At 63.9% G+C, this 25,874-nt stretch carries 26 protein-coding genes, 1 tRNA gene and 1 riboswitch; of the genes, 9 read left to right on the top strand and 18 right to left on the bottom strand.

Annotated elements, in window-relative coordinates; all coding sequences use genetic code 11:
• The first annotated feature begins 263 nt into the window (after positions 1 to 263).
• Positions 264 to 680, top strand: a complete 417-nt coding sequence (locus tag CG51_RS11080; RefSeq protein WP_051930432.1) for a response regulator — start codon at positions 264 to 266, stop codon at positions 678 to 680.
• A gap of 62 nt (positions 681 to 742) precedes the next feature.
• Here CG51_RS11080 and CG51_RS11075 read toward each other — a convergent pair whose 3' ends face one another.
• Together CG51_RS11075 and CG51_RS11070 are read right to left on the bottom strand one after the other, a co-directional pair.
• A complete protein-coding gene (locus CG51_RS11075) occupies positions 743 to 970 on the bottom strand; it encodes a DUF1150 family protein (RefSeq protein WP_035744949.1) in 228 nt (75 codons plus the stop codon).
• Positions 971 to 981: 11 nt separating this feature from the next.
• Positions 982 to 1,395 (bottom strand): Hsp20 family protein, encoded by a 414-nt coding sequence (locus tag CG51_RS11070; RefSeq protein WP_035744946.1) that lies wholly within the window; start codon positions 1,393 to 1,395, stop codon positions 982 to 984.
• 164 nt (positions 1,396 to 1,559) lie between these two features.
• On the opposite strand from CG51_RS11070, the gene CG51_RS11065 reads away from it, so the two are divergent.
• The 3 genes from CG51_RS11065 (at position 1,560) to CG51_RS11055 (ending at position 3,402) form a co-directional block, all read left to right on the top strand.
• Positions 1,560 to 1,778 carry a YdcH family protein gene (locus CG51_RS11065; RefSeq protein WP_035744944.1) on the top strand — a complete coding sequence of 73 codons (219 nt, stop codon included), beginning with the start codon at positions 1,560 to 1,562 and terminating at the stop codon, positions 1,776 to 1,778.
• Between the two features lie 69 nt (positions 1,779 to 1,847).
• Complete coding sequence (purE, locus tag CG51_RS11060; protein ID WP_035744942.1) at positions 1,848 to 2,333, top strand: 5-(carboxyamino)imidazole ribonucleotide mutase; 486 nt, start codon at positions 1,848 to 1,850, stop codon at positions 2,331 to 2,333.
• Positions 2,326 to 3,402: a 5-(carboxyamino)imidazole ribonucleotide synthase gene (locus CG51_RS11055; protein ID WP_035744940.1), complete on the top strand. Its 1,077-nt coding sequence runs from the start codon at positions 2,326 to 2,328 to the stop codon at positions 3,400 to 3,402. Before purE ends, CG51_RS11055 begins: the two co-directional genes overlap by 8 nt.
• Here the strand turns inward: CG51_RS11055 and CG51_RS11050 are convergent.
• A complete protein-coding gene (locus CG51_RS11050; RefSeq protein WP_051930430.1) occupies positions 3,383 to 4,159 on the bottom strand; it encodes a lipase family protein in 777 nt (258 codons plus the stop codon). The genes CG51_RS11055 and CG51_RS11050 overlap by 20 nt on opposite strands.
• A 517-nt stretch (positions 4,160 to 4,676) precedes the next feature.
• On the opposite strand from CG51_RS11050, the gene CG51_RS11045 reads away from it, so the two are divergent.
• Positions 4,677 to 4,883 carry a cold-shock protein gene (locus CG51_RS11045; RefSeq protein WP_035713291.1) on the top strand — a complete coding sequence of 69 codons (207 nt, stop codon included), beginning with the start codon at positions 4,677 to 4,679 and terminating at the stop codon, positions 4,881 to 4,883.
• A 57-nt stretch (positions 4,884 to 4,940) separates the two neighbouring features.
• Complete coding sequence (locus CG51_RS11040) at positions 4,941 to 5,273, top strand: DUF982 domain-containing protein (protein ID WP_088233531.1); 333 nt, start codon at positions 4,941 to 4,943, stop codon at positions 5,271 to 5,273.
• A gap of 19 nt (positions 5,274 to 5,292) precedes the next feature.
• On the opposite strand, the gene CG51_RS11035 is transcribed toward CG51_RS11040, so the two are convergent.
• The 3 genes from CG51_RS11035 to CG51_RS11030 all read right to left on the bottom strand — a co-directional run bounded on the left by CG51_RS11035 (position 5,293) and on the right by CG51_RS11030 (position 6,240).
• Positions 5,293 to 5,493, bottom strand: coding sequence for a hypothetical protein (locus tag CG51_RS11035; RefSeq protein WP_035744939.1), 201 nt, complete (start codon positions 5,491 to 5,493; stop codon positions 5,293 to 5,295).
• A gap of 190 nt (positions 5,494 to 5,683) precedes the next feature.
• On the bottom strand, positions 5,684 to 5,806 hold the full coding sequence (locus tag CG51_RS20940) for a hypothetical protein (RefSeq protein WP_269845369.1): 123 nt from the start codon (positions 5,804 to 5,806) through the stop codon (positions 5,684 to 5,686).
• A gap of 357 nt (positions 5,807 to 6,163) precedes the next feature.
• Positions 6,164 to 6,240: transfer RNA gene (locus CG51_RS11030), tRNA-Met, on the bottom strand.
• A gap of 217 nt (positions 6,241 to 6,457) precedes the next feature.
• Here CG51_RS11030 and opgC point away from each other — a divergent pair.
• Entirely contained in the window at positions 6,458 to 7,633 is a 1,176-nt protein-coding gene (opgC, locus tag CG51_RS11025) for an OpgC domain-containing protein (protein WP_035744937.1), read from the top strand.
• Positions 7,634 to 7,705: 72 nt separating this feature from the next.
• Here the strand turns inward: opgC and glmM are convergent, their stop codons facing one another.
• From glmM to CG51_RS10985, 8 genes are all read right to left on the bottom strand, one after another.
• Positions 7,706 to 9,055, bottom strand: a complete 1,350-nt coding sequence (gene glmM / locus CG51_RS11020; RefSeq protein WP_035744935.1) for a phosphoglucosamine mutase — start codon at positions 9,053 to 9,055, stop codon at positions 7,706 to 7,708.
• Entirely contained in the window at positions 9,052 to 10,071 is a 1,020-nt protein-coding gene (folP, locus tag CG51_RS11015) for a dihydropteroate synthase (RefSeq protein ID WP_035744933.1), read from the bottom strand. The genes glmM and folP overlap by 4 nt, the downstream gene beginning before the upstream one ends.
• Positions 10,072 to 10,109: 38 nt before the next feature.
• Entirely contained in the window at positions 10,110 to 10,991 is an 882-nt protein-coding gene (locus CG51_RS11010) for a dihydroneopterin aldolase (RefSeq protein ID WP_035744932.1), read from the bottom strand.
• Between the two features lie 81 nt (positions 10,992 to 11,072).
• On the bottom strand, positions 11,073 to 11,711 hold the full coding sequence (locus CG51_RS11005) for a cell wall hydrolase (protein WP_084695146.1): 639 nt from the start codon (positions 11,709 to 11,711) through the stop codon (positions 11,073 to 11,075).
• A 178-nt stretch (positions 11,712 to 11,889) separates the two neighbouring features.
• On the bottom strand, positions 11,890 to 14,427 hold the full coding sequence (locus CG51_RS11000; protein WP_035744931.1) for a putative PEP-binding protein: 2,538 nt from the start codon (positions 14,425 to 14,427) through the stop codon (positions 11,890 to 11,892).
• Positions 14,428 to 14,506: 79 nt separating this feature from the next.
• Entirely contained in the window at positions 14,507 to 16,651 is a 2,145-nt protein-coding gene (gene glyS / locus CG51_RS10995) for a glycine--tRNA ligase subunit beta (RefSeq protein WP_035744930.1), read from the bottom strand.
• Positions 16,632 to 17,117 carry a DUF6446 family protein gene (locus CG51_RS10990; protein WP_035744929.1) on the bottom strand — a complete coding sequence of 162 codons (486 nt, stop codon included), beginning with the start codon at positions 17,115 to 17,117 and terminating at the stop codon, positions 16,632 to 16,634. Before CG51_RS10990 ends, glyS begins: the two co-directional genes overlap by 20 nt.
• Positions 17,114 to 18,043: a glycine--tRNA ligase subunit alpha gene (locus CG51_RS10985; protein ID WP_035744928.1), complete on the bottom strand. Its 930-nt coding sequence runs from the start codon at positions 18,041 to 18,043 to the stop codon at positions 17,114 to 17,116. Before CG51_RS10985 ends, CG51_RS10990 begins: the two co-directional genes overlap by 4 nt.
• A 143-nt stretch (positions 18,044 to 18,186) precedes the next feature.
• Here CG51_RS10985 and CG51_RS10980 point away from each other — a divergent pair, with 143 nt between their 5' ends.
• Positions 18,187 to 19,845 (top strand): peptidoglycan-binding protein, encoded by a 1,659-nt coding sequence (locus CG51_RS10980; protein WP_035744927.1) that lies wholly within the window; start codon positions 18,187 to 18,189, stop codon positions 19,843 to 19,845.
• Positions 19,846 to 20,000: 155 nt separating this feature from the next.
• Here CG51_RS10980 and CG51_RS10975 read toward each other — a convergent pair whose 3' ends face one another.
• From CG51_RS10975 to metZ, 3 genes are all read right to left on the bottom strand, one after another.
• Positions 20,001 to 21,449: a TrkH family potassium uptake protein gene (locus tag CG51_RS10975; RefSeq protein ID WP_035744926.1), complete on the bottom strand. Its 1,449-nt coding sequence runs from the start codon at positions 21,447 to 21,449 to the stop codon at positions 20,001 to 20,003.
• Positions 21,450 to 21,807: 358 nt separating this feature from the next.
• A complete protein-coding gene (gene folE2, locus CG51_RS10970; RefSeq protein ID WP_035744924.1) occupies positions 21,808 to 22,914 on the bottom strand; it encodes a GTP cyclohydrolase FolE2 in 1,107 nt (368 codons plus the stop codon).
• 170 nt (positions 22,915 to 23,084) lie between these two features.
• Complete coding sequence (gene metZ / locus CG51_RS10965) at positions 23,085 to 24,263, bottom strand: O-succinylhomoserine sulfhydrylase (RefSeq protein ID WP_035744923.1); 1,179 nt, start codon at positions 24,261 to 24,263, stop codon at positions 23,085 to 23,087.
• Positions 24,264 to 24,318: 55 nt separating this feature from the next.
• Positions 24,319 to 24,396, bottom strand: a riboswitch (SAM riboswitch).
• A 99-nt stretch (positions 24,397 to 24,495) separates the two neighbouring features.
• Between metZ and CG51_RS10960 the strand changes: the two genes are divergently transcribed.
• On the top strand, positions 24,496 to 25,203 hold the full coding sequence (locus CG51_RS10960; protein ID WP_035744922.1) for a glutathione S-transferase N-terminal domain-containing protein: 708 nt from the start codon (positions 24,496 to 24,498) through the stop codon (positions 25,201 to 25,203).
• A gap of 48 nt (positions 25,204 to 25,251) precedes the next feature.
• Here the strand turns inward: CG51_RS10960 and CG51_RS10955 are convergent, their stop codons facing one another.
• Positions 25,252 to 25,860: an inner membrane-spanning protein YciB gene (locus tag CG51_RS10955; protein ID WP_035744921.1), complete on the bottom strand. Its 609-nt coding sequence runs from the start codon at positions 25,858 to 25,860 to the stop codon at positions 25,252 to 25,254.
• Positions 25,861 to 25,874: the final 14 nt, after the last annotated feature.

Here is a 25,874-nt window from a genome sequence, read left to right as displayed (position 1 = left end):
GTCCGTATTGTTTTAGCCATCAGGTGTTGCCCAGCGAACCCAATCTTATGAAATGCTCAAGACATTGCGCCCATAGTCCGTTTTCCGACGTCGTAACGGGAACCTCCTCCAGATCTCGGCGTTCCCCATGAAATCCAATGGCGTGACTGGCGCGTGGAAATCGAAAAATGTCGGATCGTGTGAACGGAGCGCTATGGGGTATTCGACTGAGAGAATCTCATGACCGCCGGCAGGCAAGCGGACGGCATCGATAAGGGGTCGCGATGAGCAGCGCGATTAGTGGCAAAATGCTGAGTGGGAAGAACATACTGATAGTGGAGGACGAAGCGATACTTGCGCTCGACCTTACTTTTGCGATGGAAGACATGGGGGCGAGCGTCATCGGACCCTGTCACCGCCTGCGACGTGCACTCGAAATGCTGGGCAAAGGGCAGATCGACGGTGCTATTCTCGATGTTGACCTGGCAGGAGAGGCCGTATTTCCTCTCGCCGACGATCTGGTGCTGCGGCACATTCCAATCGTGTTTCACACCGGTCGGCACAATTCAGGTGAATTGACGCGCCGCTACAAGGGCTCTGCCGTCTGCGCGAAACCTACGCAACCTGAGAGTGTCGCCCTCACCCTCGCTGCATTGATCGACAACGAAGTGGAAATCCCGCCCGGCTTTTCGGGACATTGAGGGGAAAATAGACAAACGGCCACCGAGTGCTTCCCGGGGCCGTTGTCATTGTTAGCCCTATCTTAGTGAACGCTCACGGGGGCTAGGTTATTTTCCCGTGCCAGCGCAAAGGCGATGCGGCGATCCCGCACAAGCGCGAGACGCTCGCCGTCCTCATCGTAAAGCGCATAAAGCTGTTTTGCGCCCAGCGCCTGTTCCTGGACGATTTCCGGCAGCTCGGACACTTCGACGGGGCGGACATAGACGATGCGTTCCGCGCCGGCCTGGGAAAGTTCAAATTCCGCGTCCATGATGTCCTCCTTCAACTCTTGTTGATTTCGATGGTCCGGACAACCGACTCCGGGCGGCTCCGCGCCAGGTCCAGATGCAACAGCCCGTTTTCCAGACTAGCACCCCGCACCTCCACGCCTTCGGCAAGGACAAAACTCCTCTGGAACTGTCGGGCGGCTATTCCACGATGGAGGAAGACGCGCTCGGCCTGCTCATCGGCCTGACGGCCCCGAATGACGAGCTGGCGGTCTTCCAACGTTATAGACAGATCCTCATCCCGGAAACCCGCCACAGCGAGCGTGATCCGGTAGGCGTTCTCACCCGATTGTTCGATATTATACGGCGGATAGCCGTCATTGCCGTTTTTCGCCGTCCGCTCCACCAGCCGTTCAAGCTGATCGAAGCCCAGAAGATAAGGGTGGGCAGCAAAAGTCAGTTTCGTCATCGTGGCAAGTCCTTGAAAAGCGACGTTGCTTGGAGTCCCGGAGATCGGCGACCCTCGAAGTTGAATATGGGGCGCTCTTTCTGCTCCCGCAAGTGCTGCGGCTTTGCCTTCATGCCTCCACCCCGCTATATTCGGCCTCCCAGGCCAGTCGCACGGATGTCAGGATGAACGCGCCGCAGGAATTCGAGACGGAAGAAGCCATGCGCATCAGGCTTGAACTGCTGAAGCGCGAGCACCGCGACCTGGACGCGGCGATCCTCGCGCTGGAGGAGACGGGCCGCAGCGATCAGCTTACCCTTCGTCGCCTCAAGAAGCAAAAATTGCTGCTGAAGGACCGCATTCAGCGCTATGAAGACATGCTTACCCCCGACATCATCGCCTGAAGCCCCCAGGTGAGGTTGCCCGCCGCCATGTGATGGCTATAGTCCCGCGCTATCAAACGGGAGATCGGGATGGACTTTCAGGTCGGCATCATCATGGGCAGCCAGTCGGACTGGCCGACGATGCGCGAAGCGGCGGCGGTGCTGGATGAACTCGGCGTGACATACGAAAAGCGCATCGTTTCGGCGCACAGGACGCCCGACCGGCTCTGGGACTATGGTCGCACAGCCGCTTCGCGCGGCCTGAAGGTCATCATCGCGGGTGCAGGCGGAGCAGCGCATCTGCCGGGCATGATGGCGTCCAAGACGCGAGTGCCGGTGATCGGTGTGCCGGTGCAGACGCGGGCGCTCTCGGGCGTGGACAGTCTTTATTCCATCGTGCAGATGCCGAAAGGCTATCCGGTGGCGACCATGGCCATTGGAGCGGCGGGCGCGGCGAATGCCGGCCTGATGGCCGCAGGCATACTGGCTCTCGGCGATGCAGCACTTGCCGCCCGCCTGGACGCATGGCGAGAGGCTCTCTCCGCCTCCATTCCCGAGGAGCCGGTAGATGAGTGACGCACTTCCCCCCGGAGCCGTGATCGGCATTCTCGGCGGTGGTCAACTTGGCCGTATGCTGTCCGTCGCTGCGGCGCGACTGGGTTTGCGCTGCCATATCTACGATCCCGCGCCGAATCCCCCCGCGGGTCAGGTCGCCGAGCGTGTGACCACCGCCGCCTGGGACGACCGGCAAGCACTGATGGCCTTTGCCGCCTCTGTTGATGTAGTGACCTATGAGTTCGAGAATGTGCCAACCGCATCTCTCGACACCATCGAGGCTATCCGCCCCATCCGCCCCGGTCGTCGGGCTCTGGCTGTCAGTCAGGACCGCATTGCGGAAAAAGACTTCCTGACTTCTCTGGGTCTCGTCACCGCCCCCTATCATCGCGTCACGACGCGGGATGATCTGACGCGGGCACTGGCAGAAATCGGCAGCCCTGCGATTTTGAAGACCACCCGTCTCGGCTATGACGGCAAGGGGCAGGCCCGCATACGCAACCCTGAGGAGGCTGATCAGGCCTTTATCGTCATGGCAGGGGCAGAGGCCGTGCTGGAGGGCTTTGTCAGCTTCAGCCGTGAGGTGTCGGTCATTGCTGCGCGCGGGCTGGACGGTTCGGTCGCCGCCTACGATCCGGGCGAAAACGTCCACCGGGACGGGATACTGCACACGACCCGCGTCCCCGCCACCCTCAACTCCGCGCAGAGAAGCGACGCTGTTCTGATTGCGGCGCGTATTCTCAATGCGCTCGATTACGTCGGCGTGATGGGAGTGGAACTGTTCGTTACCGAAGCCGGGCTGTTGGTGAACGAGATCGCCCCCCGCGTCCACAACTCCGGTCACTGGACACAGAACGGTTGCGTCGTCGATCAGTTCGAGCAGCATATCCGCGCCGTCGCGGGTTGGCCGCTGGGGGATGGGCACCGAATTGCGGATGTGGAGATGGAGAACCTGATCGGCGACGATGTGCTGCGCCTCCCCGACCTTTCCCGGCAGGCCAATACCGCGCTGCATCTATACGGCAAGTCCGAGGCGCGGCCGGGCCGGAAGATGGGCCATGTGAACAGGATCATTCCGGCGGGGCGCTGAACAGCCCTCCCGGCCCGGTGGTGAGGCTACGGAGCGCCTCGCTGCCGGTCATTGCATGATCGAAGGCGCCAGTTTCAAGAAATCGTATCGTCTCGGCGATCACCAGCGGGTTGTTCATCATGAATGTATGTGTGACGTGCAACACGATGTGATCGGTCATGCCCGCCACCTTTGTACTCTCAACCGAAACCTTCCCATCGTCGGGCCCCACTATCAGCGATGAGAAGATCGGGTTCAGCGATCGGTCGCCCGCGATGATCCCCAGCGGAAAATTCACCGGTGGCAGGCGGTTCGGCAGGCTCTCCGGGTTGGTTCCAAGTTCCATACCTGCGGGACCGTTGATGTAGCGGAATAGCTCAAGGTCCGCAAATTCGTCCACGATCTCCGATCCGCCATTGGGCGGCGCCAGCATAACGACGCGCCCCAGCTGCTCGGGCCGGGACTGTGCGAACCATGCACGGAGCAGGATACCGCCCATGGAATGGGTGACAAAGTTCACCTCCGCCCCGCCGCAGGCCGCAACCGCGCTATCGACTTCGCCCAGAAGGGCTTCCACCGGCGCGTCGGTGGAAGGATAGCTGGAATTCACGACTTGGTAGCCGCGATGTTCCAGCGCCTCCTCCATCAGCAGAAAAGACGCTTCCGTCCGCGCCAGCCCATGCAACAGCACCACGCAGTCGCGGTCCCCTCTCGGGTCCGGCGCAGCGGCACAGGCGGGGGGTAGCAGACAGAAGGCGAGGAGAAGCGGGAATCGCATCCTGCGACGCTAGCAGCGCCGAAATATATTGGCGACAGCCGTCTCCAGCGGAAGGAGTCCGGCGTGCTCCCCGCGCGCAACGGACCACGCTGACACACCGGCCGCCAGCAGGCTCTCAAATGTCATGCCTCTGACGCGGGAGATCGGAGAGGAAGCTCCTCCCGCGTGATCGGAAATGTGCGGATCTCCGGCCGATTCTCCACAGATTGCGACTGATTTCCGTTCCAACGCAGACGTGAAGCCCTCTTTCAATTGCCTCACGGATCGACCGGAGATTGAAGGAACTTTGGGCCGAAACAAATCTGGCAAACGGGGAGAGCACCCTGCCTGCTGCGCGAACTTTCTTTGCATGAACCGAAGAAATTTTAACTTGCCCACTCGCATTTATTTCCCCAACACTTATATACGACCGGCATCTATGCTTTTCGAACCTGTTCCTTTCGGCTCAGCTTTCGATTTTCAGCTTTGCCGGGTCGCCGCCTCCTGCGGGCGACATCTATGATAAGGGAATATTACGATGGCCAATGGCACCGTAAAATGGTTCAACTCCACCAAAGGCTTCGGCTTCATTCAGCCCGAAGGCGGCTCCAAGGACGTGTTCGTCCACATCAGCGCGCTTGAGCGTGCGGGTCTCCGCGGTCTCAATGACGGCCAAGCCGTGACGTTCGATATCGAGCGTGACCGCAATGGTCGCGAATCGGCGACGAACCTCTCGCTGGCCTGATCGTCCAGCCTCTACCGTACAAAGGCGGGACCGGCGACATGCCGATCCCGCATCTTCATGGACTGCCTCGACATCAGGGATGCGGGCAATCCACCTTCCAGAAAGAAGTATATTTTGATCGAGATTAACTGGGGTGAACCCCTGTCTTTTGTCACGTCTCCCGACGGCGACGTGCAGAAATTCAGCACCATCGAACAGGCAAGTTACTGGCTTCGCCGCAAATGGCCGGTATCCGATGACGCGCGCCAGAAGGCTGTAGATCAGCTTGATGCCGCCATGGACTGCATGGTTTCTGTCGGAACGGCGCGTCGCGCATTCATTGCAGCAGCACGGAGCGCTGGCTTCGTGTCAGAAAACATGGTCGCCAGAGCGAGACCGCATAACGCCTGAATAATAGACGTCCGGTCGGCTACTTGACCTTGCGGGGCTTCTCCCGCCCCTTCCCAAGGGTCAGTTGCCAGACTTCGTGTTCCTCGGCCGCTTTCGGCGCCGGGCGCGGGGCGAAGTTCCTACCTTCCCCCCAATTCGCATCGTCATAGACCTCATCGAAGATCGACTTGCGGGCGACATGGCGTACGCCGGTCTTCGCGGTCTCTGACTTCGCGGTCATGAAAAGCTCCTGATTTTGCTGATTGGCGATGCTCTCGCGCGAGAACCGCCCGAAACCGGTTTCCTCGTCGAAGTTCGCTTCGTTAACTGTTCTACACTGAATACAGGTAGCATTCCGTGGCAAATTGCAATGCAACCTGCCAACGGCGCAGGCTTCGGGCAACGTCCGTCTGTACCGCAGGGCACGCGAGCTAGGAGTGGCTCACGAACTCACCGCGCGCTGAAAACCGGCGCCCCACCCGGTGGAGTGCAAGCGCCACCAGAAGCGCCTTGGAGGTGCCGATGAGTGCTTCAAGACGATCTCTGGCGTCCAAGCTGAGGCTCTCAACTGTCGCCACGAGAAAACCTCTCAAGAATTCGTTGATATTCCTCAGTTGATATTCCTCACATGCAGAATGGACTGCAAATCCGCGTCGGATTTCATGGCTGCACCTGAAAATACCTGATGCAGCACAGCGCGAACCGATGTTTTTTTGCAATCCAGACAAACGCATGGGTGCCAAGCGTTCTGACGTGATGACGCGGCCATGCGGATGCGCGGATGGAGCCACGGTGACAGCGACCGCTCATCATCATACGCCGGAGTTTCTCACTGCCGGGTCAGAAGCCCACTGTGATAGGGAAAGACCATTTACCGCGACGGCACACGTGCACGCCTTTGCAGGTCTTTATGGTAGCGGAGGAGGGATTTGAACCCCCGACACAAGGATTATGATTCCTCTGCTCTAACCAACTGAGCTACTCCGCCGAAGTGGCGCGTAGGTATTCCAGCCCCGGTGTCGCGTCAAGCCCGCCTGCCGCTTTTTTTGCAGTTCCTTGCCGTCGGCGATATCCTTCCTCAAGTTCACGACGATATGGCGGGATTTTGCCTGTCGCGGCCTTTTCACGGATCGATTCCGGGCCTACAGCGTTAGCCGCCAAAGGGTTCCGCTTTTCGAACCCTGATTTTCATTCGGAGACATCCCATGCGTCTCACGCTAATCGACGGATTTCGCGGGTATTTCCTGCTGTTCATGATGATCGCGCATGTTGCGCCCGTCGTGAATGCACCCATCGGTGTGTTGACCCATCATTCCATCGGATGGGTGGAGGACGCGCAGGGCTTTGTCTTTGTTTCCGGGCTGGTGGTGGGGCTTGTCTATGGAAAGATCCTGCTCAAGCGCGGCTATGAGACGATGACCAGCAGCATCTGGTCCCGCATCCGCAAGATATACGCCTATCAGGCCGCGCTGATCGGGGTGTTTCTTGTGGCAGCGCTGGTTTTCGCCGCCTTCTCGGATGTTCCGGCCATCCTGTCGTCTTATGCGCGGGAACCGGTGTTATTCACGCTTGTCTCCCTGCTGCTCGTTGGTGGTTCGATGCATATGGGCATCCTGCCGATGTATGTGTTCTTCATGATCGCCACGCCTTTCGTGCTCTGGGCTTTCAAGACTGGGCGCGGGCCCGTGGTGCTCATCACGTCTGTCCTGCTGTGGCTGGGCGCGCAACTCGGGCTGACGGACATTCTCCAGCCGCCGATAGAGGGCGCGCTGCGCGAGATGGGCCATCCTGTCAACATCGGCATCTATTTCGACGTTTTCGGCTGGCAGGTTCTGTTCTTTGCCGGACTTTATCCGGGCTACCTCATGGCGAACAAGACGCTGTCGCTCGAGTTCCTGAAGAAGCCCGTCTATGAGCAGGTGTTCTTCGTCGGACTGATCGGGTTCGCCGCGCTGGCTGTATTCGACATCGCAGTGCGCCAGCACTGGTTCGGGCCGGATTACAGCAACACGCTCTACTGGACATCTGACAGGGCGATGCTCGCTCCGATCTATGTGGTGGCGTTCTTCCTCGACCTGTTCCTGATCGTCTGGCTGATCTCGGCCGGGCAGGAAAGCAGCCGCCGGTGGATCAACAAGGCCTCGGTCTTTGCCAACTGGTTCTTCACGCGGCCCTTCCTGACAACGCTGGGGCGGCACTCGCTGCAGGTGTTCACCATCCATATCCTCGCCGTCTATGTGATCGAGATCTGGGCCGAGGGCCGGGATGTTTCCCCAATGACGGCGAATATCATCGTGCTGCTCTCTCCCATCCCGCTCTACATCACCGCGTGGATGCATGAGGAGATCAAGCGCAAGCGCGCTGCGGCTGCAGTGGTTTGAAATTGACCGTGCCGCCGTTGCGGCACTACAGCCGTCCCGATAAGGCCGTCCCGGAAAGGCGGCCTTATTTCATTAGGCGCGCGTGGCCGCTTCCACTGCATCGACGACGCCCGAGACGGCCGTCTCCGTCAGTGCATCATCCTCGCTCTCGGCCATCACGCGGATCAGCGGCTCCGTGCCGGACTTGCGGATGAGAAGCCTGCCGCGGCCGTTCAGCGCGCGTTCCGCCTGCGCGATCGCGTCCCGCACACTCTTGAGGGCAAGCGGCTCCTGCCCCGCCGTATAGCGGACGTTCCGCAGCAATTGGGGAACGGGTGTGAACTGGCGGGCGAGCACACTCGCCTTCTCTCCCGTATCCGCCATCGCAGCGAGAAACTGCAGCGCCGCGACCAGCCCGTCTCCGGTCGTGGTGTAGTCGGTCATCACGATATGGCCGGACTGCTCTCCACCAAGATTGAAGCCGCCCTCCCGCATCGCCTCGACCACGTAACGGTCGCCAACCGGCGTTCGCTTCAACGTGATGCTCCGGTCCGCGAGATAGCGTTCCAGTCCCAGGTTCGACATGACCGTCGCCACCAGCGTCTCATGGGCGAGCGTGCCGCGTTCCTGCATGCGCCGGGCCAGCAGCGCCATGATCTGATCGCCATCGGCAATCGCGCCCTGCTCGTCGATCAGGATCACCCGGTCGGCATCGCCGTCAAGCGCGATGCCAAGGTCCGCACCTTCGGCCACCACGCGCCGCGCCGCTGTTTCGGGATGAGTGGAGCCGCAGTTGGCGTTGATGTTGAACCCGTCGGGCGCCACCCCGATGGCGATGACTTCCGCCCCGAGCTCCCAGAGCACCTCCGGGGCGGCGCGATAGGCCGCTCCATTGGCGCAATCCACGACAATCTTCAGCCCGTTCAGCCGACCACGACCGGGAAAGGTCGTCTTGGCATATTCCACATAGCGTCCACGCCCGTCGTCGATCCGCTTGGCCCGCCCGATGTTCTGCGGTTTGGCGGGCAGGATTTCCCCCGCCACCATCGCCTCGATCTCCGCCTCTGCCTCATCGGAGAGCTTGAAACCGTCAGGGCCGAAGAACTTGATGCCATTGTCCTGATGCGGGTTGTGGCTGGCGGAAATCATGATCCCGACATCCGCCCGCATGGATCGCGTGAGGAAGCCCACCGCAGGCGTCGGCACCGGTCCGAGCAGCAGCACGTTCATGCCGGTGGACGTCAGCCCCGCCGTCAGCGCGTTTTCCAACATGTAGCCCGACAGACGTGTATCCTTGCCGATCACCACCTGATGCCGGTTCAGCCCGTCGCGTCGGAAATAGCGCCCTGCCGCCGCACCAAGACGCAACGCCATTTCGGCGGTCATCGGGTAGGTGTTGGCCTGCCCCCGTACTCCGTCCGTGCCGAAGAGCTTGCGTGTCATTCTCTCGTCTCCCAACCTCTGCCTGTCATGGCGCGCCACAACCGCAGCGCCTGAACCGTCTCGGCCACATCATGTACGCGCAGGATCTGCGCCCCCTGCCCGGCGCAGGCAAGCGCCACGGCGACCGATCCCGGCATGCGCTGGCGGGGCTCTGCCGCGCCGCCGATCGCCCCGATGAAACGCTTGCGCGAGACGCCGAGCAGCAACCCGCAGCCCAGCCCGTGAAACAGCGACAGCCCCCGCAGCAGCACCACGTTCTGCTCCGCCGTTTTGGCAAAGCCGATCCCCGGGTCCACCACGATGCGGCTGCGCGGAATACCCGCCGCCTCCGCCCGAAGGACGGATGCTTCCAGCCAGTCATAGACATCGGCCAGCACGTCGTCATAGGCGGTCAGGCCAATCATAGTCTCCGGCGTGCCGCGCGAATGCATGACACAGAGCGCGGCTCCCGTCTCCGCCACCGCAGCCGCCATGCCCGGATCGAAGTCGAGACCCGTCACATCGTTGACCAGCACCGCCCCCGCCGCGACTGCGACCCGTGCCACGACCGCTTTCCGCGTATCGATGGAAAGCGGCACCGCCATCCCGGCACGCAGGGCCGCGATCACAGGCTCGGTTCGCGCGATTTCCTCCCGCACAGGGACTTCGGGGGCGCCGGGGCGGGTCGATTCCCCACCGATGTCGATGATCTCCGCTCCGGCGGCGATCATGCTGCGGGCATGGTCCAACGCGGCCTCGGGAGCGTCGTGGCGCCCGCCGTCCGAGAAGCTGTCGGGCGTGACGTTCAGGATCCCCATGACCACCGGACGGTCGAGCGGAAGGCCCCCGACCGGCGCCCGCGGTTCTGTCAGCCGGGCCCGCATCTCAGACGGCAGATCACGCGCGGGAAGCAGGCTCCTCGGCCCGCCCCGCTCCCACATCTCCACCCGGTCGAACCAGAGCGGGCCGCCCGCCAGCGGCAGCGCCGCCTCAGGCATGGCAGGGTCGCTCATCACAATAGGACGCCAATAAGTCATGCGGTTTCTGTGGCGGAAAGCAGCCGTATAGGCAAGAGCTAGGCCGGCCGCCGCACGACCGGGACAGGTCCCGCCGGGACCGAAAGACCCTCCGGCGCGATGATCCGTTCCGCCCCGTGCCGTACCGCCAGCCACAGGCCGAGCGCACCCAGATCATCCGGGGCGGGCTGGCCTTCCCCACTCGCATCCAGAAGCATCTTGGCAGGTGCCCAGACTGTGGGCCGCCCCTGTCGAAGTGACCAGTCCATCTCCGTGCGGGAGGCCACGACGGAAAGTCGCGGCTCTGCTGCAGCGATGAGCCAGGCCGCCTGATCGAGCGCGAGAAGGTCGATCCGCCATTGCGCCGCCGGGCTGGCCACAATGGGGCGCTCTCCCGGAGGGCCTGGACAGATCACCACGGCCTCTCCGACCCCGGCCAGCAGCTCCGAGGTGCGCGCAGCTTCTCCAGCGGACACCAGCAGCACGGCAAAGGCGGGAAGGGCACTCTCGGCCCGGGCTTCCTCCCCCGCCGTCCGCATGATTTCCACCCCCAGCGCGCCCGGTCCGCGGTCGAGTTTCTGGATGCGAACAAAGGCCCGCCGCGCAAGGCGGTGCGACAGGATGCGGTCCGCCACGCCCTCAGCCAGCGTTTCGAGCAGGTTCACCCGGCCCTCAGCCAGCTCATCGCGCACGGCTTCCGTCAGCCGGTCATAGGACAGGATGTGATCCACGTCGTCGTCGCTGCCCTCCGGGCGGGCCGCGACTTCCACCACGATGTCGAAACGCAGTCTCTGCCACCTGCCCCGCTCCTCCGCGAAGGCGCCGATGTCGGCCTCCACCACGTGATCGCGCAGGCTGATCCGGTCGAGCGGGGGGTCGGACGCTGTGGCAGCCGCGCGCGCCTCCGGGTGAGCGAAGGCGAGGCGGGTTTCATCGGTCATCGGAGGCTCCTCGCGCGGCATCTGCAAGGCGCCGATCCTAAGACGATGCAGCCGAAGATGCCAGCAATGCCGTTCGCGACCTCAGTCCGCTGCCACGCGCTGCGTCGCGCCGGGCAGCCGATAGAACAGGTGATCGCCGATGAGGGTGGTCCGCGCCATCTTGCGCGACCAGCCGGGCTTCACATGGACCGTGTGAAAGAACGTCGCTCCGTAGGTGAGCTGGCGCGGAGCACCGTCCAGCATAAGCCGCGCGATCTTGCCGGCACGCTCGTAGGCCTTCCGCTCCGCGATATGGTCGGGCGTGCCGTCGCACATGAACGAGAACTGACAGCCCTGCTTCACCACGCCACAGATGGAATTTGGCCATTGCTGGTTTTCCACGCGGTTGAGGATCACCTCCGCGACGGCAAACTGTCCCTGCAGCGGCTCACCGCGAGATTCGAAATAGACGGCCTTGGCCAGACAACGCCAGTTCGCATCGCCATTTGCCTTCGGCTGTTCGTCCAGCCAGCTCGTGTCATACCGGACACGCATCTCCCCTTCCGCGGGGGCGGAGACGGCTTTTACAAGCCATGGATCGACGGGCCTTCGCACGTCAGCCGATATATGGTTCGCGTCCTGCGCGCTCGTCGCGGTTGTCGCCGCGTCGGTAAAGGCGGTCGCCGGTGATCCCAAGGCCAGAGCCAGAGCCACCGCGATACCCCGTCCTGTCCTGGTCATCCCATTCCCCGACTGGTTTTCATTCGCGCCCCGAGGGGCCGGAAAGGGAGTTAGGCGGCAATCGCGGGGGCGGTCCACTCACGTGGCAAAAATACCACACATATCGGCGGAACCCCGCCGATAGTTTTCCATAAATAATGTGAGATATTTCCGATACTAAGCGGAAACTTATAGATAATTACCTGCGCTTCCACTTCTCTAGCGCAAGATGAGCAGCGGTCAACCTCGCAACCGGAACACGAAACGGCGAACAGGAGACGTAGTCGAATCCTGCCGCGCGACAGAAGGAAATCGATTCGGGATTGCCTCCGTGCTCCCCGCAGATGGAGAGGGTGAGATCGGGATTCACCCGCTTTCCCCGTTCCGCGCCGATCAGCAGAAGCTCCCCGACACCTTCGGTGTCGAGCCGATGGAAAGGGTCTTCAGGATACACGCCCTGCTGAACGTAAGTGCTCATGAACCGGCTCGCGTCGTCACGAGACAGGCCATAGGTCATCTGTGTCAGATCATTGGTGCCGAAGCTCAGGAAGGCGCTGTGCTGCGCAAGATCGCCCGATCGCAACGCCGCACGCGGTGTTTCCACCATGACCCCGAGCCGAAAATCCAGTGGCACCCCCATGCGGGCCTGTACCAGGGCTGCGACGGCGTCGATCCGGGCCTTTACCAGTTCGACCTCCCGCCGGGCGGAGACGAGCGGGATCATGATTTCGGGCACGACCCGCTTGCCGCGACGGCCGATTTCCAGCGTCGCCTCAAAGATCGCGCGGACCTGCATGTCATAGATCTCCGGCATCGCAATACCCAGACGCACGCCACGCAGACCCAGCATCGGATTGAATTCCGTCATGGACTCCACCCGCCGCGTGACCTCCGACAGCGGGCGATCCAGCGCTTCGGCCAGTTCGCGCATCCCGTCACGGGTCTGGGGCAGGAACTCATGCAACGGCGGGTCGAACAGACGGATGCAGACGGGGTGGCCGTCCATGATCTCGAAAAGCTCGACAAAATCATCGCGCTGCATGGGAAGCAGACGGTCCAGCGCCTCGGCGCGGTCCTCGGACCGGTCGGCGAAGATCATCTCCCGCATCACGGTCAGACGGCCTTCCTCGAAGAACATGTGTTCGGTGCGGCACAGGCCGATACCCTCCGCCTCGAAGACACGGGCCATGCGGGCGTCGTCCGGCGTGTCGGCATTGGCGCGGACACCGATATCGCGCACCGCATCCGCCCAATGAAGCAGGCTGTAGAACGCATCATCCAATGCAGGCTCCAGCAAGCCGGGTGCGCCGGCCAGCGCCTCACCTCGCGTGCCGTCTATCGTGATCACATCGCCTTCGTGAAAGATGCGCCCATCTATGGCGGTAAGCGTTCGGTCCCGCGGATTGAACCGGAGAGATGATGCTCCGACGACACACGGCAGGCCAAGCCCGCGTGCGATGACAGCGGCGTGGCTGGTCATGCCGCCCCGTTCCGTCAGGATGCCTTTCGCCGCATGCATGCCGCGGACATCCTCCGGCGCGGTTTCGCGCCGGACAAGAATGCAGGCTTCCCCACGTGCCGACATGGCCTGCGCCGCCATTGCGCTGAAAACGATACGGCCCTGTGCCGCCCCCGGGCTGGCGGCGATACCCTTGACGATCACGTCACGTTCGCCCGACGGGTCAACCTGCGGGTGCAGAAGCTCCGATAGCGCGCGGGGCTGGATGCGCAGAAGCGCCTCCTCCCGTTCGATAACGCCGTCCTCCGCCAGCGCCACCGCAATAGTGACCGCCGCGCGTGAGGTACGCGCGACCTTCAGCGCATCCAAAACGTGCAGATGGCCGTTCTCGATAGTAAACTCGATCTGCATTTCCTCGCGCAGACCCTGACGGCTGACCGAGCCCAGCCGGACCAGTTCATCGAAGGGGCCTGGGCAGAGTTCCTCAAGCGAAGGACCGCGCGGATCGCGGGTGAGGTAGAGCGAGCCTTCACGCCGCGCCAGCGCCTCACGTCCCTGGCTCTGGCTGAGGTAGCGGCCGTTGATCCCCGGCTTACCCGTCGTGCTGTCAACGAACTGCATGACACCGGAGCCCGATTCCGCCCGGCCCAGACCCAGCGCCATGGCCTGCACGACAAGGCCAAGCCCCGCATCCACCGGCGCACCCTTCGCCTGCCGCAGCAGCCGCGCCGACGTGCCCTCCCACGCCCGCGACATGGAGCGGAGCACATCGGCCAGCTGCCGTTCCGCTCCCTGCGGAAAGGGTTCATCGGTCTCGTCCTCGTAGGCGCGAAGCGCGAAGCGCAGCGCCTCCGCCGTGGGCATGTCGGACTCGAACATATCGGGGTCGAGGCGCGCGACGTTGACGGCATAGGCCTGCACGAAGCGGAGATAGAGAGCATCCGCTGCCTCTCGCCCATGGGTTTCCGACAGCGCGTTGTGGCACTCCTCGCCCATACCGATGTTCAGAACGGCGGAGGGGCCACCCCACTCGGTATTCTCGGGGCTGGGCCGGACGCAGATAAGCTTCCCCGGGCCCAGCAGGTCGGTGAGCGCAGAGGCATCAAGCGGATAGCCGGCCGCCAGTGCCCGCACCGCATCGAAGGAGAGCGCCACCGTCGGCGGAACCGGCATCTGAAGACGCACAAGCCGCTGGAGGCATTTCGCCCGCCAGCCGTGGCTCTGAACGGCGATCGTCGCCGTCGGCGTGATGGAGACGAAATCCGTCACTTTCTGCACCGCAGCAACCCCCCCTTCTAAATATCTGCGCTCGCCGTTCCGACAAGTCCGGCAATCCGAAAATTGCCGCGACGCAGCGTCAGCCTTCGATACGGCCGAGATCGGCCACTCGTGTACAAATGGTGCGGATCCGGTTGAGCAGGTTCAACCGGTTTCTCCGCAGCACCTGATTCCCGGTATTGACCTGCACCGCCTCGAAGAACGCGTCGATCGGCTGACGGAGGGCGGCTGTTGCCGTCATCGCGGCGGCAAAATCCCCGGATGCCAGGGCGGGCGCGATTTCGGCCTCCGCCCTGTCCAGCGCGGCAAAGAGCGCTTTTTCCTCTGGCGCTTCGGCATATTTCACGTCGGGCCCGAAGGAATACTCCACGCCGTCCTTCTTTTCCTCCGCCGTGAGGATATTGTTGGCGCGCTTGAACCCCTGGATCAGGTTCTCGCCATCCTCCGACTTCAGGAAGGCGGCGACCGCCTCCGCCCGCTTCACCAGCAGCGTGAGGTCATCGTTGCCCGGCATTGCGAGGCAAGCGTCGATCACGTCATGGCGGATGCCCTGATCCCGCAGGTAAACCTTCAGCCGATCGTGGAAGAAGGCGAGCAGATCACCGGCCAGCACCAGCGCGCATTCCTTTTCCACCCGCTCGTCCGAAAGGTCGGGCGCACCAGAAACCTCCGGCATCGTCGCCGCCATGGCGGCGCGGCTCCGCCGGATCGGCGCCAGCAGCAACTCGAGCAGGTTCAGCCGCAGCCCGTTCGTCAGCACGAGCCTGATCACCCCCAGCGCGGCGCGGCGGAGAGCGAAGGGATCCTTCGAACCCGTTGGCTTCTCGTCGATCGCCCAGAAGCCGGTGAGCGTGTCCAGCTTGTCCGCGAGCGCCACGGTGACGGAAACCGGCTCGCTCGGCACCTCATCGGAAGGCCCGAGCGGCGAGTAATGCGCCTTGCAGGCATCGGCGACCGCATCGGGCAGCCCGGCAGCACGCGCATAGTAACCGCCCATCACCCCCTGAAGCTCCGGGAACTCACCGACCATGGCAGATTGCAGGTCCGCCTTCACGACCCGCGCAGCCTCCGCCGCCAGATCGGGAGAGGCCCCCGTCACCGGGGACAGTTCCCGCGACAGCGCCTCGATCCGGCCGATTCGGTCGGCCTGCGAACCCAGCCGGTTGTGGAAGGTCACATGGGCCAAGCCCGCGGCCATGCCCTCCAGCCCCTCCGCCTTCACGGTGCGCAGATCGTTTTCCCAGAAGAACCGCGCATCCGACAGGCGGGCGCGCAGCACCTTGCCGTTGCCTTGAAGGATGGTCGCGCCGTCATCCGTCGTCTCCCGGTTGGCGACGGTTACGAACTTCACGATCCGGCCCGCCCTGTCGCGGACGGAGAAGAACTTCTGATGCTCCTTCATGGAGGTTTGCAGCACCTCCGGCGGCAGGGTCAGGAACTCCTCTCCAATCGGGCCCATCAGCACGACCGGCCATTCAACCAGCCCCGCGACCTCTGCCAGAAGGCCTGCATCCTCGACGATCTCCAACCCCTGCGCAAAGGCCATCTGGGCAGCATCATTGCGGATATGCTCCGCCCGTTCGGCCGGGTCGAGCATTACCTTCGCGGCCTTCAGCTTGGCGGCGTAGTCCTCAAACCCCGTGACGGCGAAGCGGCCCGACGCCATGAAACGGTGGCCTTCGGTGGTGGCGCCCGCCTTGATCCCGTCCACCGCGAAGGGCACGATCTCCGCGCCCGCCTCGCTGGTGAGCAGGCAGAGGATCGAATGCAGCGGCCGCACCCAGCGGAGCGACCCCGACCCCCAGCGCATGGATTTTGGCCAAGGGAAGGTGCGGATCGTGCGCTCCACCACCTCCGCCACGATCTCCGGCGCGGGACGTCCCGGCTTTTCGACCACGGCGAAATAGACCTGTGCCTTCTTGTCGGCGCGGATCTCAAGCTGCTCCTGCGTCAGCCCCGTGGCGCGCAGGAAGCCCTCGATGGCCTGGGCGGGTGCATCCACCCGCGGGCCCTTGCGCTCCTCCCGCACGGCGCGGCTCTCGGCGGTCAGGCCGTGAACCGTCAGCGTGAGCCGCCGCGGCGTGGAAAAGGCTGCGGCCCCGGCATAGGTCAGCCCCGCCTCCACCAGCCCGTCGGTGACGAGCTTCTTCAGATCGTCGCGGGCCTTGGCCTGCATCCGCGCCGGGATTTCCTCTGAGAAGAGTTCAAGGAGCAGGTCTGGCATCGGTCTCTCGCGCGAAAGTCGGGTTGATTTGCTGCCAGGCGTAGGCCCGGCCGTCGGGATAGAGGGCAATGACGCGGTCATACCCTTCGGGATGCGCCGCGCCAAGGAAAGCCTTTGCCGCGCCGGAGGCAAGCGCCGCGCCGATGGCGGAAGCGTCGAAGCAATCGAACCAACGCGGCGCGATCAGAGGCTCTGCACCGGGATAGGGGGCGAAGCGCTCCACCTCCTGCGCCGTCAGACGGGTGCGGAAACAGGCGCGGAAGCGGATGGGAGAGGAGGAGGCGTCGATGGCGCGAAAGTCGCCGACCACCAGCGGTTCCACCTGCCCATCCCGGTCGGTCAGCGTGAGCGCAGCCTCGGCCTCCGGCACGTCGCGGTAGAAGGCATAGACCTGCAACCAGTAGATCGCGATGCCCGCAAGGAGCGCCGCGCCGATCAGTATCCCGCCGACAAGCCTGCCATTCACGCCGCTTCCCCTGCCCCACCCGCCTCTGTGGTGACAAAGGCATCGGCGCATTTCTTGGCCAGCGCGCGTACCCGCCCGATATAGGCCTGCCGCTCCGTCACGGAGATCACGCCACGGGCGTCCAGCAGGTTGAACAGGTGGCTCGCCTTGATGCACTGGTCATAGGCCGGATGCGCCATGACGATCCGGCGGCCCGCCTTGTCCAGCTCAGGGGCGGAGAGGATGCGTTCACACTCCGCCTCCGCATCCTCGAAATGCCGGAGCAGCATCGCCGTATCGGCCTGATCGAAGTTCCAGCGACTGTATTCCTGCTCTGTCTGGCGGAACACGTCGCCATAGCTGAGCGGAATGGGCGCGGCGGGGTCGTTGAAGGGCATGTCCATCACGTGGTCGATGCCCAGGACATACATGGCCAGCCGTTCCAGCCCATAGGTCAGCTCGCCCGAAACGGGCTTGCAGTCATGGCCGCCGACCTGCTGGAAATAGGTGAACTGGCTCACCTCCATCCCGTCGCACCAGACCTCCCAGCCTAGCCCCCAGGCGCCCAGCGTCGGGCTTTCCCAGTCATCCTCCACGAAGCGGATGTCATGGAGCGCCGTGTCGATACCGATCGCGTCCAGCGAGCCGAGATAAAGCGCCTGAAGATCGGGCGGCGACGGTTTGATCAGCACCTGATACTGGTAGTAGTGCTGAAGCCGGTTCGGGTTCTCGCCATAGCGCCCGTCCGTCGGGCGGCGGGAGGGCTGCACATAGGCCGCCGCCCAAGGCTTCGTTCCCAGCGCGCGAAGCGTGGTTGCCGGGTGGAACGTGCCCGCACCGACTTCCATGTCATAGGGCTGCAACACCGCGCAGCCTTTCGCGGCCCAGTAGGATTGAAGCCGCAGGATGATTTCCTGAAAGCTGCGGGGGGTGGTTGCGGGTGCCATGCTGCCTCCTGAAAGGTCGTCATCTCCATAGGCGCGGGGCGCGAGGTGGTCAACGGCAGCACCCGTTTTCGCGGATGCGAAATGGCGGCGGGCGCGCTAATGTCGCCTCCAAAGCCGGGAACACGGCAGAAGAAGGGGCAGAGATGCGGATTTTTGTGGTGGCGGCATGGGTTATCGCACTCGCTCTCGTGCTGGGCCAGCCCGCACGGGCCGAGGATGCGGTCTGGATCCAGATCGAGGCCCGCCCGGCAGAGGCGGAAGCACTGGAGCGGGCGCATCTTTGGCAACGGGAGTTTCCCGATCTGGCCGGTTTCCTGCTGCCCACCGGCTGGCACGCGCTTGCCATCGGACCGTTTTCCCGGCCGGAGGCGGAGAAGCGGCTAGCGGAGTTGCAGGGCGAAGGCCGGGTTCCGCATGACAGCTACCTGATGCGCGGTGCGGCCTATGGCGCGCGCTTCTGGCCGCAGGGCGTGCAGGCCGGGGCGCAGGCCATGCTGGCCGCCAGCCCGCCACGCCGCCCGGCAGCGCCCGCAACTCCGACCGGCCCCGACAGCACACGGCGGGCGGAGAGCCAGCTTTCCCCGGAGGAGCGCAGGGAGACGCAGACGGCGCTGGCATGGCTCGGCCTCTATGACGGTAGGATCGACGGCGCTTTCGGGCCCGGCACGCGGGCCGCCCTTTCCGCATGGCAGCGCCTGAACGGAGAGCGGGAGACAGGCTCGCCCGGCCCCGAAAGCCGTGCGGCCCTTGTGGCCCGCTACCGCGCGCAGGTGGCCCATCTCGGCATGACGGAGGTCACCGAAGGCCCCTCCGGGATCCGCGTTACCCTGCCGCTCGGGCTTGTGACGTTCCGGGGTTATGAGCCGCCCTTCGTACGCTATGCGGGCGACGACGGGGTGGAAGTGCTGCTCATCTCCGCGCCCGGCGTTCCGCTGACACGCACGTTCGAAGCGACGGAGACCCTCGCCCTTCCCGGCGGGCGCCTGAACAGCTTCGGGCCGGAGGGGTTCACTCTCAGCGCAAGAGATGGCAGCCGCGCGGCGGAAGGAGAAGCACGGGTCGAAGGCGATGCGGTCAAGGGCTGGATCGCGGTCTGGCCGCTGGACCGGGATGAGGAGATGAAGCGTATCGTCGCGGAAATACACCGCAGTTTCCAGCCCCTGCCCGGCCGCGCATTGGACCCCACGGCGGGCAGCATGGGCGAAGCGGATCGCGCGGCCCTGCTGGCCGGGGTGGACATCGGCAGGCCCACGCGCCGTGCCACCGGCTTCCGGCTCGATGTGGCAGGGCGTGTAGCGACCGTCACGGAGGCCGTGGCCGGCTGCACCCGGATCACCGCGGCGGCGGAGGCCTTGGCCCCGGCTACGATGATGGTTGAGGAACAGCGCGGCGAGCTCACCATTCTGCGGCCGGAGGGCCATATGGCACCCGGCCCTGTCGCCCCGCCTGCGGGCGCGCCGCTGAAGCCGCTGGGAAGCGGAGAGATCGTCGCGGCGGGCTATGGGGCGACGCCGGGCGGGGCGCGGGCAGCCATCCTCAAGGGGCGCTACAACGGCGAGACGGACGGGCGGGCGCGGCTGGCCCTCCGCACGACGCCCGGGGACGCGGGCGGGCCGGTGCTCGACCGGACGGGTGGCATCCTGGGAATGCTGTTGCCCACGAGCGGGCCAGGAGCAGTCGCGCGCGCCATCCCTGCCCGCGATCTTCCGCTGCAAGGCGCCCCCTCGTCGGCCATGCTCGAGCCGGAGGCGCTGGCCGCGCTGGCCCGCGCAATCACGCTCCGCATCGCCTGCTGGAACTAGCAGGCTGCTGCAAAAGGCGGGGTCTCCCGGCCTTGCGCTGAAAAGCAGAAAATCGGTCCGGCACGAGCCGGGACCTGCGGTTTCCGGGGAGATTTTCACCCCTGTGGGGAGGAACTCCGCCCCGGAGCAAACTCGGGACACTTTGCAGCACCCTGCTAGCCGCGCCAGAAGCGGGGCATCAGCAGCACGAACACCGCGATAAGCTCCAGCCGCCCGAGCAACATTCCGAAGGTCATCAGCCATTTCGCGGTGCGCGGAAAATCCGCCACCGCCCCGCTGGCCTCCACCTCCGGCCCATAGACGGTGCCGACATTGGCGATCGCCGTCCAGGCTGCCGTCATGGCGGTACGGAAATGCAGCCCACAGACCGACAGACCAAGTGTCAGCACACCAAGGCTCAGCATGAATATCGTGAAGAACAGGATCACCGAGTTCAGCACATCCGCATCCACCACGCGTCCTTCCAACCGGACGGGATGCATCGCATGGGGGGAGTTGATCCGCAGGATTTGGCTGCGGATTGCCTGAAAGAGTATCAGGAAGCGGAACACCTTGATCGAACAGCCGGTGGAGGAGGTGCACCCCCCGACCAGCCCCGCCAGAATGACGACAGTCAGCGGAAACGGCCCCCAAGTGGAGGCATCCGCCGTCGTCAGACCCGTGCCGGAGAACAGCGACACCACGTTGAAGGCACTCTCCTGCAACGTCTGAACGACAGGCGCGCCGGAGACCAGCGTGCGATACAGAAAGACCAGCATCACCGCGTAGAACAGCCAGCGGAGATAGGCCCGGACCTGCACATCCCGCCAGAGCGGCGTCGGATCCCCCCGGACGAGCTGGATGTAGCGGATGAACGGGGTGGAGGCGATGATCATGAACACGACCGCCGCCCATTGCGGCCCCGGGCCAAAGCGCGCGAAGCTGTCGTCGTAGCTGGAAAAGCCGCCCGTGGAGACGGAGGACAGAGCCATCACCGTCGCATCATAGGCCGAAAGGCCCAGCATGCGGAAGATCACGATGAAAGTGACCGTCAGCACGATGTAAAGCCGCAGAAGCGCACCCGCGATGTCGATGGCCCGCGGCAAGACCTTGCCCAGCGTGTCGAACCCTTCGGAGCGGAAGAACTGCATTCCCCCCACCCGCATCACCGGCAGGAAGATCATCGCCACGATGACAATGCCGAGACCGCCCATGCCGTTCATCATCGCCCGCCATAGGTTCGTGCCCCGCGGCAGATCATCCAGCCCGACGAAGACCGTGGTTCCGGTGGTGGTGAAGCCGGACATCGCCTCGAAATATGCATCCGTCAGAGTCGCATGGGGTGCGCCGAATATCAGCGGCAGCGCACCAAAGAACGGCAGTACGATCCATGTCCCGGCGGTGAGCAGAAAAGACTGGCGGATTGTGAGGCCCTGCCTGCTCTCTCCCCTGCAGGCAAGCGCCACGAGAGCGCCCGTCAGGACCGTGACAATCGCACCCTCCGCGAACGGTCGCCAGCGCGGTGTATGGAGCGCCACTTCCAGCGCAAGTGGCGCAAGCATCGCCAGTCCGATGACGGCGACCAGCAGACCGATGATGTATCCGACAGGTCGTACGTCCAGCATGGCCGTAGCTTCCCGGAGGCGCGCCCGCTGTCAAGACCAGTCGTCGCGGTCAGCGGTCAGCGGTCAGCGGTCAGCGGTCAGCGGTCAGCGGTCAGGCTGTGATGGACGAAAGCCGCTGTCTAGCCGGGACTGGGATGCCCGGCGGGTTTGGTGAGAAGCCGTGACTTCGATGCGGCGAAAGGGCGAGCAGAAGCCGGCGATCTGTCACGAAGGACGAAGGCCACCACCGGAAAACGGGAGCCACTGGCCCCATAGGGCGCCTCGGAAGCGGCAGGGCTGGCGCAGGCGCGCTGAGCTACTGTCCGATGCCTCACCGCGAATCCTCGGAAAGCAGCTTGCGCATGTGCGGCACGAAGCCCTAGCCGGAATGATGCAGCGTCGCCAGAAACCGCGGGTCCACGCTCCGCTGGGAGAAGGTCGGCCCCTCTGTCAGGATGGAGACGGCATCGTGGCTGTGAAGGCTCTCCTGATGGCTTGCCGCGACACGGAAATCGCCGATCCGCGCATCGTCCATCAGCCGCTCCGCGAAGGAACGCGCCGCATCCTCCACGAAGATCGGGTTGGCGGCGTTCAGCTCCGCGAAGGCCTGCTCATCCTCGCGCTTGACCATCACCTGGGTCTCGGTCGGCACCGCAACGCGGCAGAGGTCGATCAGATCCTCGAACCACAACGTCCGTCCACCCGCCAGCGCCACGGAAATCCGCGCGACCGAACGCTGCGAATGCGGGGTCGCCAGTTGCCCCCGCGCCTGACGCGCATGCTCGGATAGCTCAAGCGAGCAGGGACAGGTGGAAGAATAGACGTAGTCGAGATGCACGAACCGCTCCCGCCGCCCGTCGGTTTCGATCATCTCCAGCGCGATGTCGTAATACTGGTATCCCTCCAGCCCCGAGCGGAGCGCCTTCACCCTGGCCGGAAAGGAGAAGCGCATCATCAGCCGCGCGTCGCAGCTACCGAGATCGGCCTTGTAGTCATCCAGCACAGAGGACATCACCTCGAAGCTGAAGCTCCGCTCAGCATGCGCGTAGAAGCTTCGCATGATGCGGGACATGTTGATGCCCTTCTTGCCGGAGGCGAGGCTCACCGTACCGGTGACGGAGGTCTCAAGGCTGATCTCCCCCCCCGCGCGCAACCGGTAACGGATGGGCAGACGGAAATTGGAGATACCGACCTGCTGGATGGGCCGATGCGCCCCCACGATCAGGCTGGACGGGCCGTTCTGCAAATCGGGGAGCGTGGCGCGATAGGCCTCGTCAGCGACGAAATCCGCCGGATAGCTACGATTAAGGTCGGGATAGTTCGACACCTCACGCCCCGGCAACAGGCGCGCGATGGCCGGGTCAAGCGTCGCGACCTCCTCGGGCGTGGCGAGCACCGCCCAGCGCCGCAGCAGATCCAGCGCGGCTTTCGCCTCCTCCCGGTCAGGGGCGATGGGCGTGAGGTCGGGTTTCGTCGGCGCGTTCATCCTGTGGCTCCGGATCGTTGTCTCGGCGCGCGGGGCCCGCGCTGGCGTCTGTTCTGGCATAGGGTCTGACACGCGCATGGTGCATCGGGTGCGGGCCTTTCCCGTGTCAGCAAAATGGGGCGCGGACAGGCCGATTTCCAGCCCGGCCCGCCAGCACCCCCAAGATCGTATCAGGCCGCTTCCAGCGCCTTCATGACATCTTCGATCAAGTCCTGCGTATCCTCCAGACCGATACTCACACGCACCAGCCCCGGCCCGATACCCGCGACGGCACGCGCCTCGTCGGTCAGGCTCGAATGGGTGGTCGTCGCCGGATGCGTCACGAGGCTCTTGGAATCGCCGAGATTGTTGGTGATGGTGAAGATCTTCAGTGCGTTGAGGAAACGGAACGCCGCCTCCTTCCCGCCTTTCAGGTCGAGCGCAAGGAGCGTGCCGCCATTCGGCATCTGCCGTGCGGCGAGCGCGTGCTGTGCATGATCGGCAAGGCCGGGGTAGATCACATCGGCCAGTTTGCCGTGCCCCTGGACCGCCTCGGCGATCGCCCTGGCGGAGTCGGCGGCGGCGCGCACACGAAGGTCCAGTGTCTCGATCCCCTTGAGCATCACCCAGGCGTTGAACGGGCTCATCGCGCCGCCCGTATGCTTCAGGTAAGGCTCCACCGTCTTGCGAATGAACTCCTTCGAGCCGAGAATCATGCCGCCCAGACAGCGCCCCTGCCCGTCCACATGCTTGGTGGTGGAGTAAATGACGGCATCCGCCCCGAGCGCCACGGCCCGCGACTCGAGCGGCGTGGCAAAGACGTTGTCCACCACGACCAGCGCCCCTACGCGATGCGCGATCCGGGCGATACCGGCGATATCCATGACCTCGAGCGTCGGGTTGGAGACGGATTCGAAGAACACGGCCTTCGTTCCGGGACGCACAGCGGCCTCCCATTCTGCAAGGTTCGTGCCATCGACCAGCGTGACCTCCACCCCGTAACGGCCGAGCACGTTGTTCAGGATGTAGAGGCAGGAGCCGAAAAGCTGCCGCGCCGCCACGACATGATCCCCGGCCTTGAGCAGCGAAACCAGCGCACCGTTGACCGCTGCCATTCCCGAAGCAGTTGCGAAGGCATCCTCCGTCCCCTCCGTCGCGGCCATCCGTTCCTCAAGCATCCGCACGGTGGGGTTGCCATAGCGGGCATAGATGAACTCGTCCGGCCCGGTTTCGATAAACCGTGCCTCGGCCTGTTCGGCACTGTCGTAAACGAAGCCCTGCGTCAGGAAGATGGCCTCTGCCACCTCGCCATACTGGCTACGCCGGGTACCCGCGTGAACCAGTTTCGTCCGGCTGTTCCAGTTGTTCATTCTTCACGTCTCCACGTCTCTCGCCCGGAACGGGTGTCGGAGACCGGGAGCGGATCCGCGGATGACCTACACCTCTTTAGCGGCTTGTTTAACGTGGCCCGCAATCCGGTAACAAATCGCCACGCTCGCCCGGATAAGCCTCCCCGGCTGCGACGTCAACACCTGCCGGGCGGGCTTGCATCGGATAGAAGGCGCGCGCAAACATTACCGAATCGAAAAAGGAGCGTGAGTCATGCCGGGACCGATCCAACTCTTCTACTGGCCCACCCCCAACGGCTGGAAGATTTCCATCGCACTGGAGGAGATGGACCTTCCCTACGTGGTCAAGACGGTGAACATCGGCGCTGGCGACCAGTTCAAGCCGGCGTTCCTGGAGATCTCCCCCAACAACAAGATGCCCGCCATCATCGACGAGGACGGGCCGGACGGCAAACCGGTATCCGTGTTCGAATCCGGTGCGATTCTCCAATACCTCGCCCGCAAGACCGGCAAGTTCTACGGCACGACGGAGCGGGACAAACTGACCGTTGACGAATGGCTGTTCTGGCAGGTTGGCGGCCTCGGCCCGATGGCGGGTCAGGCGCATCACTTCCTGAAATACGCCCCCTCCATGGATCCGCCGAACGACCTGCCCTATGCCAAGGACCGCTATCGCAACGAGGTCGCGCGGCTTTACGGCGTGCTGGACCGCCAGTTGGCCAAGGCGGAATTCGTGGCGGGGGATTTCTTCTCCATCGCCGACATGGCGATCTGGCCCTGGGCCATCGGCTGGGAAGGCCAGCAGCAGACGCTGGACGACAAGCCGAACCTCGCCCGCTGGCTGGAGACCGTGGGCAAGCGACCCGCCGTCAAGGCCGGCCGCGCCATCGCTGCCGACCGGAAGACCGACATCGCGCAGGATCGCAAGGCTCAGGAAGTCCTGTTCGGCAAGCGCAACTGACCCTTTCGGAGGGCCGGAATCAGAGGGCCGAGTGTCCGAGGGCCGGGATCATTCCCCCGGCTCTTCCTTCCTTACCGCATAACGCTCGAACAGCTTGCCCTGCGTGATGAAGAAGGCAAAGACGGCGAGTGTCAGGCCGAAGGTCTTGAAGTTCACCCAGACCTCGGTGGAGAGCGTCCGCCAGATCACCTCGTTCGCGACCGCGATGAGCAGGAAGAACACAAAGACGCGGCGAGTGAGGATCATCCAACCCTCCTCCCGCATCGGTACCACCTCATCCATCAGGAACCGCAGGTAGGACTTGCCCTGCAATAGCCCCACCCCCAGCACAGCCGCGAACAGCAGATAGATGATGGTGAGCTTCATCTTGAAGAACCGCTCGTCGTTCAGCCAGACCGACAGCCCGCCAAACACGGTCACCAGCACCAGCGTCATCACCTGCATCCGGGACAGGTGTCCCGTCAGCGCCCAGAGGAGCGCCGTGCAGACGATCATCACCGGTATGAAGGCCGCCGTCATCAGGATGAAGCCGTCATAGGACGTCCCGCCAATGACGAAGCTCTGGTCCTTGATCCGCATGTAACCAACGAAGAACAGCAGCACCGGCCCAAGCTCCAGCGCGAGCTTCAGCCACGGGTTGATCTTTCTCACAGCCATCGGCACCTCCGTTC

The organism is Haematobacter missouriensis (assembly GCF_000740775.1).
Lineage (GTDB): Bacteria > Pseudomonadota > Alphaproteobacteria > Rhodobacterales > Rhodobacteraceae > Haematobacter > Haematobacter missouriensis.
This window is presented reverse-complemented; position numbering and strand designations above follow the sequence as displayed.